7 protein-coding genes and 1 pseudogene are annotated in these 9,772 nt (G+C 56.5%); 4 read left to right on the top strand and 4 right to left on the bottom strand.

What is annotated here, in order from left to right; translation table 11 throughout:
- Positions 1-94: 94 nt before the first annotated feature.
- Positions 95-235, bottom strand: a complete 141-nt coding sequence (locus tag AC0QUY_RS41450; RefSeq protein ID WP_202639115.1) for a hypothetical protein — start codon at positions 233-235, stop codon at positions 95-97.
- A gap of 135 nt (positions 236-370) precedes the next feature.
- On the opposite strand from AC0QUY_RS41450, the pseudogene AC0QUY_RS41455 reads away from it, so the two are divergent.
- Positions 371-1,305 (top strand): annotated as a pseudogene (locus AC0QUY_RS41455) (IS630 family transposase).
- On the opposite strand, the gene AC0QUY_RS41460 reads toward AC0QUY_RS41455, so the two are convergent.
- Both AC0QUY_RS41460 and glmS read right to left on the bottom strand, forming a co-directional pair.
- Complete coding sequence (locus tag AC0QUY_RS41460) at positions 1,280-1,546, bottom strand: hypothetical protein (protein WP_161855418.1); 267 nt, start codon at positions 1,544-1,546, stop codon at positions 1,280-1,282. The pseudogene AC0QUY_RS41455 and the gene AC0QUY_RS41460 sit on opposite strands and share 26 nt — an antisense overlap.
- Positions 1,547-2,028: 482 nt before the next feature.
- Complete coding sequence (glmS, locus tag AC0QUY_RS41465) at positions 2,029-3,855, bottom strand: glutamine--fructose-6-phosphate transaminase (isomerizing) (protein WP_161855419.1); 1,827 nt, start codon at positions 3,853-3,855, stop codon at positions 2,029-2,031.
- A gap of 1,310 nt (positions 3,856-5,165) precedes the next feature.
- Here glmS and AC0QUY_RS41470 point away from each other — a divergent pair.
- The gene (locus AC0QUY_RS41470) at positions 5,166-5,912 is read left to right on the top strand and encodes a hypothetical protein (RefSeq protein WP_246738292.1); all 747 of its coding nucleotides are present in this window, start codon (positions 5,166-5,168) and stop codon (positions 5,910-5,912) included.
- Between the two features lie 2 nt (positions 5,913-5,914).
- On the opposite strand, the gene AC0QUY_RS41475 is transcribed toward AC0QUY_RS41470, so the two are convergent.
- A complete protein-coding gene (locus AC0QUY_RS41475) occupies positions 5,915-6,265 on the bottom strand; it encodes a thioesterase domain-containing protein (RefSeq protein WP_161855420.1) in 351 nt (116 codons plus the stop codon).
- Positions 6,266-7,268: 1,003 nt separating this feature from the next.
- On the opposite strand from AC0QUY_RS41475, the gene AC0QUY_RS41480 reads away from it, so the two are divergent.
- Together AC0QUY_RS41480 and AC0QUY_RS41485 are read left to right on the top strand one after the other, a co-directional pair.
- Positions 7,269-9,008 (top strand): outer membrane beta-barrel protein, encoded by a 1,740-nt coding sequence (locus AC0QUY_RS41480; protein ID WP_474417173.1) that lies wholly within the window; start codon positions 7,269-7,271, stop codon positions 9,006-9,008.
- A gap of 568 nt (positions 9,009-9,576) precedes the next feature.
- On the top strand, positions 9,577-9,772 hold a 196-nt coding region (locus AC0QUY_RS41485; protein ID WP_474417172.1), incomplete at its 3' end, for a hypothetical protein.

The raw sequence follows: 9,772 nt of genomic DNA on the forward strand, positions 1-9,772 counted from the left end.
ATATCTTTGCCTATATCGAGGGCTTCTACAATCGGACTCGTCGTCACTCCGCCATCGGCTTTATCAGCCCGATCGAGATGGAGCTAAAAGCAGCTTAACCCTGTCCATTTTTTCGGGGGAAGATCACTTCTGCCCCTGACTTTGCTCCGTCTCTGCTGACAAATTCGGCTTTCAATCGACCATCCACTTCAAGCGCGTAGCCTGGCGTGGGCAGTTCGCGTGCGGCAGCAACCATTTCGTTTCTCCCTCGCATTGGGATTGTTGGAAGATAATAGCCTAAAGCGGGATGGGGTTAGGTTGAATCGATTTGGGATTCCCAAATCAGCTTGTTTCTGATTCACCATGCCGGCTGGGCAGGAGGCCGGCATGGATGGGCAAGCCTTACTCTCTCGACCTTCGGAAGCGCGTGGTGGCGGCGATTGAGGGCGGTATGTCCCGCAATCAGGCAGCCAAGCAGTTTGGGGTCGCGATCAGCACGGCCATTGGCTGGATGCAGCGGCTCGATGAGACCGGCAGCGTTGCTCCGGGGCAGATGGGCGGTCACAAGCCGAAGACGATTTCGGGTGAACACTCGGTTTGGCTGTCGCAGCGGATCAAGAACGACGACTTCACCCTGCGCGGGCTCGTTGCCGAACTTGCCGGGCGCGGCCTGAAGGTCGACTACCACTCGGTGTGGGATTTCGTGCATGCCGACAAGCTCAGCTTCAAAAAAAAGCGTGGTGGCTGGCGAACGCGATCGTCCCGACGTGGCGCGGCGGCGCGTCCAATGGACAAAGTATCAGGACCGCGTCGAAGCTGAGCGGCTGGTCTTCATCGACGAGACCTGGACCAGGACAGACATGGCGCCCCTGCGAGGATGGGCGCCGCGCGGACACAGACTCCCTACCAAGGTTCCCCACGGCCGCTGGAAGACCATGACCTTCCTGGCGGCATTGCGCCGTGATCGGATCGATGCGCCGTGGTTCATCGAGGGACCGATCGACGGCGAGAGCTTTCGGACCTATGTGGCTAAGGTTCTTCTGCCGACGCTTCGTCCCGGCGATATCGTCATCATGGACAACCTCGGCAGCCACAGAAGCCGTGCGCCAGCTCATCCGCTCCGCAGGAGCCAAGCTGTTCTTCTTGCCAAAATACTCACCCGACCTGAACCCGATCGAACAAGTCTTTGCCAAGCTCAAACATTTGCTCCGAAAGGCTGCCACACGAACCGTCGATGCAGTCTGCGCCGCCATCGGCGAGGTCCTTCACACCTTCACACCCGAAGAATGCGCGAACTATCTCAAAAACTCAGGCTATCGAAGCTAATTTCATCACGCTTTAGCGTGAGTCGCTCAAATCGCGCCATCGGCAGAATGTGTCTGTGTGAATCGCGGCGAAGCGGTAGTTTATGAGCAAATGCCTTCCACCTTAGATAGTTCGGAAAATTCCCTTGTTTCTTCGCAGAGATAAGAACGATGGATGCCGCACCTTCCAGCGTGGATCGCGGCACTTGTAAAAGGATTTGCACACTTCGATACCGATCATGCTCATCGCAGATATCGAACATGGCCGCCGCCGATGGGAAACAGCCAGCGATGGAGTGGTCGGGCCCAACAACCGAACATAACGACGAACATAAGTAAGAGCTCAAGAAGCCGCACTTGCGGTGGGGCCTGGACGGCTATCTCGCCGAATTCTGCGCGCGGGCCAGCCGGATCAGCAGCGCCCGCCGGTGGTCTTAGCCGGCTAATTCAAGCGGACCTTTAGTTACTTATGCACGCCAGACAAAGTTCCTATAGATCGACCTTGAGAAGGCCGGTTCGGGAGCTGAACTCCAGTTATACGTTTGAAGTCATTATCGCGTTTTGAGATGCGAACCATTTATGTCCGAAGGCGGTACGGAGGCATGCAGCAACGACGATCGGCATCAACATGGATAGGAGAGAAATTGAGGATCTGCTCGGTTTTGGCTTCCACAGAACGGACATACCAAACACGAAGGCCTATTGGCTGGAGGCCCACGACCACCGCGACTTTGGCCCTGCCCGCCTATTCTACGGTCACCGATTTCGCGAGATTGCGTGGCTGATCGACGTCCGCTCCCATTACGACAGCGGTATGGTAGGCCAAGAGCTGCACCGCAATGGCATAGACCATGGGTGTAAAGGTTGCAGCCATGTCTGGCAGCACAATGGTCACGAGCGAATCTATCGTCGCTTCCGAAGCCCCTGTCGCATCCGTCATCAGGATGATGTTGCCACCACGAGCGGCGACTTCCTGCATGTTTGAGACGGTCTTTTCGAAAACCCGGTCGTAAGGAGCGATCACCACCACCGGCATGCTCTCGTCAATCAGCGCAATCGGGCCGTGCTTGAGCTCGCCGGCGGCATAGCCTTCGGCGTGGATATAGGAGACTTCCTTCAGCTTGAGCGCGCCCTCTAGCGCCAAGGGGAACGACGTGCCGCGGCCGAGATAGAGCACAGCGCGCGATTTGGCGATATCGCGCGCGAGCTCCTCGATCTGCGGTTCGATCGCGAACGCCGCAGTGATCAGCCGCGGAACTTCGCTTAGCTCACCCACGATCTTCAATTCATCGATATCGGACAATTCTCCGCGCCCTTTGCCTGCGGCGATAGCAAGGGCGGCCATTACCATCAGCTGACAAGTGAACGCTTTGGTCGAGGCGACGCCGATTTCCGGGCCCGCAAGTGTCGGCAGCACGGTTTCACTCTCGCGCGCAATCGTAGACGTCGGTACGTTGACCACGGAAATCGTGTGCAGACCCTGCGCCTTGGCGTAGCGCAACGCGGCCAGCGTGTCGGCGGTCTCGCCGGACTGCGAGATGACGATCGCGAGATCCCCCTTGCGCAAAGGCGCGTCTCGGTAGCGGAGTTCAGAGGCGACATCGATCTCGACCGGCATACGCGCCAGCCGCTCGAACCAATACTTGGCAACGTGCCCGGCATAGCTTGCGGTACCGCAAGCCGTAATCGAGATGCGCCTAATGTCATTGAAGTCGAATGGCAATTCGAACGGCAGCGCGATGCGCTTGGCGGCCACATCAACATAACGCGCCAGCGTCTGCCCGACCACTTCCGGCTGTTCGTGAATTTCCTTGGCCATGAAGTGGCGATAGTTCGCTTTGTCTACCAGGAGCGATGACGCGCCGGGCTTCAGCATTTCCCGGTGGGCTACGGCGCCTTTCGAATCATAGATGACGCAGATCGTACGGGTAAGCACGACCCAGTCGCCGTCTTCAAGATAGGTGATTGTATCGGTAAACGGCGCGAGCGCGATCGCATCCGATCCTAAATACATTTCGCCGTCGCCATGCCCGATCGCGAGCGGCGAACCTCTGCGCGCGCCGATCATGAGATCGTTATGACCTTTGAAAAGAAATGCCAGCGCGAACGCGCCGCGCAGCCGCGGCAGCAACGCTTTCACTGCGCCCTGCGGTGAGTAGCCATGCTTTAGATAGGATTCGACGAGATGCGCCACCACCTCGGTATCGGTCTCCGAGGCGAAGATAGCGCCATTCTGCTCTAGCTCAGCGCGCAGCTCGCGGAAATTCTCGATGATCCCGTTATGGACGACGGCGACATTGTCCGTCATATGCGGATGGGCATTGCGCTCAGTCGGCTTGCCATGGGTAGCCCAGCGCGTATGACCGATACCTGTATGACCAGATAGCAGATCGCCGTGCAGCCGCGCCTTGAGATTTTTCAGCTTGCCTTCGGCACGCCGTCGCTCGAGATGGTCCCCTTCAAGCGTCGCGACGCCTGCGGAGTCGTAGCCACGATATTCCAGTCGTTTGAGTGACTCGACAAGCTGCCCCGCCACTGGGCCGCGCCCCAAAATGCCGACAATCCCGCACATGCCGATCAATGTCCTCCAGCCCCAAGGAAATCATCTTCAAAACCGCAGAACTTCTTAACCAAATTCAACTGGTCTGAAGGTATTCAACAGTCGTTGCGGATGGCGACACCGTTAGCGGTTCAACTCTGGAATTCGCTGTCGGAGCAATTAGCCTCGCCGCATGCACACGCGTGCTAGGTCTTAGAAGTTTCAACCAACATCGGTTCGCCCCGCGCCGCTTTGGCGAGCACTATCAAATACCAATAGGAAGCGGCAGCGAGCTCAGCAAGCGAACTGAGGTTTTCGAGGTGCGCCAACTACCCAAGCTCGAGTCCATGGCCCGCGCGACAGCGAGCGATGGCGCAAACAGACTCTTTGTCCGGTAGCGAAGATAGCAATCATAGTCGCAATAAGGCTCATTGGTGGAGATATCTCGCTGGTAGCGTGATCCCAGGGATCGACGACACTCGATGCAAATCGACGGACCGCGTGCCGTCCTGCGATAGAACTTCATAATCGTCGGTGACCTCGTCTTGCTTTCATGCGCCGAGAGCCATTCAGGACGCTCGGGTTCGATTCTCGACGAGACTAAAACGATTGCGATTGATGGCTCAATTCTACGTAAGTAAGCCTTCGATATTGAAACGGTTTGGAAAGCTATACGAAGGTTTGTAAACCACCACTCCCCCGTTAGTACTGATATCAGCGGTCCGCCTTGCGCGGCCAGCTTGCGGATCGCGGTTAGCGGAGACAGTTTGTCATGAACAGCCTCGCGCACTCTGCCGTGCCGCCTAGGCACGCGTGGTCTATTCCAGAGTTAGACGCCAAGTTGTTCATGGGTCGCTCAGTGCCTCGACACAAAGGTTTTTATGATTGGTTGGCATTTCCAAGACGGCTGGCTGCTCAGGGGGGACCGCACTTCGATGCTGCGCGGCGCGCTGGGCTGGCGCCTAAATGAGGCCGCATGTTGAGAGTCAACACCGCCGCGAAGTGCCGTTGCATTGATCTAATCGAAGATACTTGCCGGAGCGCCCGCCGAGCAGTTGACGTGAGCGGTTTGTGAAAAAAGCCATGCGACGCCGTCCTCAACGGTACACTCGGATTCGTATTGGTGATAGTTGGTTGAGATCAATGACAGCCGCGCCGGGCTTCTGTTGAGCCCGTTAAGGTGACGCTTCTGGCTAGTCTGAAGGCGTGCGGCCTGGAATTGCATCCCACCAAAACGAGCAGGCGACAGCATCTGTGTGTAGCTAATATGCTTTGCGAGCGTTCGGGAAGAAAAAAATGCGTCTGCCAGACCGCTCGTAGCGTTCGTGATTCGGAGGAGTCGGATGATCACGCCGGTTCGACGGAATTGGAATCCCAAAGAATTGTTCAATGCTCTGACGCCGGTGATGTTCACCGCCGAGCCATCAGTTCTGCGCGCACGTTGGAGAAAGTTGTGGCCAGAACTGTATACTGAATATGACGCAAGGCATCTGAAAAAGGAGTTGTCCGTCCGCAACTTGATCGCTACCGAGGAGGCTGCGGCATTCTTTGATGCCTGGGCCACGGACGAGGAGCGTCACGCCGAGGGCTTTATACAGATCATGAAGCTCGTCGCTGATGGATCCGAAGAAGATCTTTGGGAGAGATTGGACGCTCGATCACACAATTTTAGTGCAATCAATGAATACCTGAAAGACGAATTCTCTGTGATGGTTATGATAGCTTTTGATGAAATGTGCACCTGCCACGCCTATGCTGCGGATAAGGGTTTCTATGCAGGACTTGGGAGCGATAGATTCGTTCGTTGGCTAAGGGAAGTGACTGCCGACGAGGCAATTCACTCGATGAACGCAGTTAACGTTATCCGCGCCCGATACTCCGATCGCATCGGCGAAGTCGGCACAATCCTCGACGGCCTCACCAGCAGTGTCGCTGATGAGTCAGGCTACGGCGGGACCTTCGTTCTGGATTACTTCGGCGAGAAGTACACGAAGGAGATGCTAGCCAACTGCCGCGCTGCTATCCTGAGAAATGTTGCCAAGCCGCTCACGACTGCAGAGCGAGACGGACGGAGCGGTCGGCCAAGTTGAACTTAACTCTTCGCACCTGCGCGGAGTGATACCGTGAAAGCCACGAACGATGTGGTTTCATCGAGACTTTTTTCTCGCTTGGCAATTGCGTAAGCCGACCATTGCCCCTGAGGAATATCCCGCGAACGATATGGGCTCTTCGGCTGAATCTCTCTGAGAGCCAAGATGACTTGCGCGGCTATCGCTTCAAGAGTTAGTGGACCACCTTCATTGAAGTACGGCCAGGGCAGCGCACAGATAGGACAGTCTATGTCCATTTCTTTTGCTAAGCTGAGGACATAAGAACAATCTCCGAGACCTGTCGGAACAAAGAAGAGTGGCGGTTGCGATCCCGTTGCACGAACGGAAAGCACTTGAGCTGTATTCGGTGTAGCTCCAAATCAATCTTTGATGGAACTTCTTACCTTGGAAGAGAACTGCGGCGCCAAACTTCAACCACGATGTAGCGCTCGGCTGAGAAGCCGCACCGCCAATGAGAGTGCCCGCGAAGCGCGAACAATTGGTCGTGCGCCCGATCCGCGCGATACCCAGAAGCTCCACCCGGTGACGCAGGCTACTCAGAATGCCGTCGCTAGCGATTCGTGCTTTAGCCGTACGCCATCATGTCAAGGACCAACAGACTGCCTTGGACGTGTTTGCAACTCAGGTGACGCGTCTTGCCGATCATGATGCTCGATGAGCCTGCTTTGCTTTTGATTGCGCCGGCCGGTCTGGTTATACCTCGAGCCAGGAGGCTGCGCGTTTGCAGGCCGAGTATCTGCGTGCCAAGTACAATATTTTGATCAATTCGGTGAGAAGAGCGTTGTTACCTGCCTAAGAAGCGGGTCTCGCCGTTCAACCAGTTTTTGGTACCAAGATGTGCTGAAACCCATCGGAAGGGGCCAACTCGGAATACACACCCCGATTGGCGCGACATTCCGGGCCGGCCGTACAAGAAGCTGGATCATCGTGATTTGCGAGGGCATCAAACTATCAGCAAGCATCGGATTTCGGCGCATTGAACCACTCCCCCGAAGCCACCGGCGCTACAGCTAACAACTCATACAGTTGTTCATTAGGCACTTAGGGGGAGGCTGGAGCAAGAGGCGAACTCTTCACAGGAGCGTTCAACTATTCAATCGCCAGAAATGCTAGGGGTGCAGCATGCCCCTCGTGTTCGACCTCAGACGAGCGGCTTGTTTCAATCCACCGGTCTTGTTGCGAAGACAACATCGCGATCGAAAAACCGCAGGGAATGCGCATCGCGCACCCTGGTCTAAATCCTGCACACACAAGCAGCATGGAAGGGGCGTCAGCAACGTCGGCCATTTGGCCTTCTTGCAAGATGGCGCTCGAGTTACGTGTTCGTGAGGTGACATGCAATCGAAGTTTCTTTTTTGGGGTGCCGCAACAGCTGCGCTCGTTGCAAGCGGTGTCGTCAACTCGGCCGATCTTAGGCCGGTAGTAAGTGTCCCACCGGCACTCTGGAGCTGGACCGGAGGATATATCGGCGGGCACGTCGGCGGGGGCTACGGCCGGACATCATTCAGTGACCCCTACGGCCTCTCAATTTATGGCGACGTCGTCAATACCCCTGTGTTCCTCGCCGGAGGACAAATCGGCTACAATTGGCAAACGAATGGGTGGGTTCTCGGTGCCGAACTAGACGCGAGCCATGCTGTCTCCGATGGCACAAACAGCTGTCTTGCCTTCTCAGCCACTGTTGTGATCGCCACCTGCAAGGCAAGTCCAAACGTCTTTGTCACAGGGACCGCTCGCATCGGGTACACCTTTGGGCTTCAGGGCCACACGCTGGCCTACGTCAAGGCAGGCGTAGCCTGGCAAAACAATCGTGGCGATATCGCCAACAACAACGAATTCCGGGACAGGGATTTTGCTGGGTTCCCGCAGCACACGACGCGATTCGGTTACGGTCGTTTCGGTGGGACCGTCGGAGTCGGCCTTGAACAAGCGCTCACGCCTGCTTGGTCGGTCAAATTTGAATACGACTATATGGGCTTTGGCGGGCCGCATCTAGAGACCCCACCGACCATGCAGTTTCCGCCCCTTGCAGTCATTCCCGGCAACACCAGCAGCTTATCCAGCAGCTATCACATCGGAAAGATCGGCCTGAACTACCATTTTGGCGCCGCCCCGAGGGCACTGGAGTGGTCCGATGCGTCGCCGTATTCGGAAAACGGGACCGCCAAAGCGAAGCCGATTGCATACACGGGCGATTGGTCGCTCGAAGGCGGCTCACGGGTCTGGCTCAGCCGGGGAACGTTCCAGTGGGACTACATCCTTGCGCCCTCGATGCCTGGAGATGACGGCATTCCTAGTTCAAGGCTCACCTATCACGGCCTGGACGGCATTTCCGGCGAATTTTTCGGGCGTCTCGATAGTCTCTGGGGGGTATTCCTGAAAGGCAACATTGGCATCGGACGCTTCAACAAAGGAAAGATGAACGACGAAGATTCAAGCGCCACCAGCGACATTGCCTACAGCAACACGTTATCGAGCCAGGCGAATGGAAAATTCATGTACTACACGGCCGATATTGGTTACAATTTTCTGCGCGGCAGCAGCTATAAACTGGGTGGATTTGTCGGATGGACCTATTACGGCCAGAAGTCCGATTCGATGGGATGCAAGCAGACCGCCTCGTCCTCGCCGTACTGGATATGCGGGATGCCGTACCAGCAACAGCTCATTGGCAGTCAAGACGCCAATTGGAATGCACCGCGCATCGGTCTTAGCGCGGAGGCTATGCTTCTTGAGCGCTGGCGCGTGAGTGCCGAGGTTGCCTACCTTCCGTGGACCGACTTCAGTGGTCGCGATAACCATCTCCTCCGTCGCGAGACAGTTTTCTACGATCAGCGCGGGGACGGCGGAGCCGGCGTTCAGGTGGAAGGAACTCTATCCTACTTTCTCACCAGGAATTTCAGCGTTGGCGTTGGAGCCCGGTATTGGGCCATATGGACCAAAGACCACAGCAATGTCACCTTCACCTGCAGCAGCTGCAGCGCTTTGGGTGGCTTTTATCAGCACCCTACACTTGCGAAGTACAGCATGGAACGATGGGGCACGTTCTTCCAAGCCTCTTACAAGTTTGACTGAAACACCTCGCTCTAAGCTTCGGAAGCTGAGACCACGATGACGAGAGCACCCGATCCCGTGGCTAGAGCCAGGCGAACGACCGGGAATCAAAGCTGCAAGCTTTTGGGCCGTTCAAGCCCGAAAGCTTGCATCGATAATCGTTTGAACTTCCATGTCAGCGCCGGCGAGATTTGAGGCGTTTGTAACTGCGGAAGTGGACGTCTGAGGCACTTGCGCTATTCGGAAGTTCGATCCCTCCGCCACGGCCAGCAACTCCTAAGCATTAAAAAGGACTGTCCGCCGGGGGATTTCCCGTACCCAACCGGCGGGATAGCCGCCGACTACCGGTTGCCGTTGCGGTTCTGGCCGCACTATACGCCTGCTATGAGCAATGGGTTGCATTTGCACAAGCCCAAAAACAGCAAATGGAAGACGATGACGACGCACGCTGGAGTGCAACGCGCTTCTAAACCGGCCATCAATCAAGCTGGCCTTGTTGATCTCGGCAAGGTGGGGTGCTCTAGCCAGAGTTCTGGGCATCGTCCAGCGAACTTCTCAGGTCCGCAACGGCGCGACAAGGTGCGAGTGGATGGAAACAGAATTTAGCCTGCGGCAAGCGGCAGAGTATTCACCTGCTTACGCGGCTCTAGCCTTGCTGGTCGGCCGTGAAGAACGCCGGATTTCAACTCGGGACGAATTGAAGTCGGACCGTGAGCTGGGCGAGGAACTGGCGCAACAAGAGCTCGAGCCAGCGGATGAGACGCCGGAAGTTGTAGCCCGCTGCG

This window comes from Bradyrhizobium sp. WYCCWR15520 (assembly GCF_056174665.1).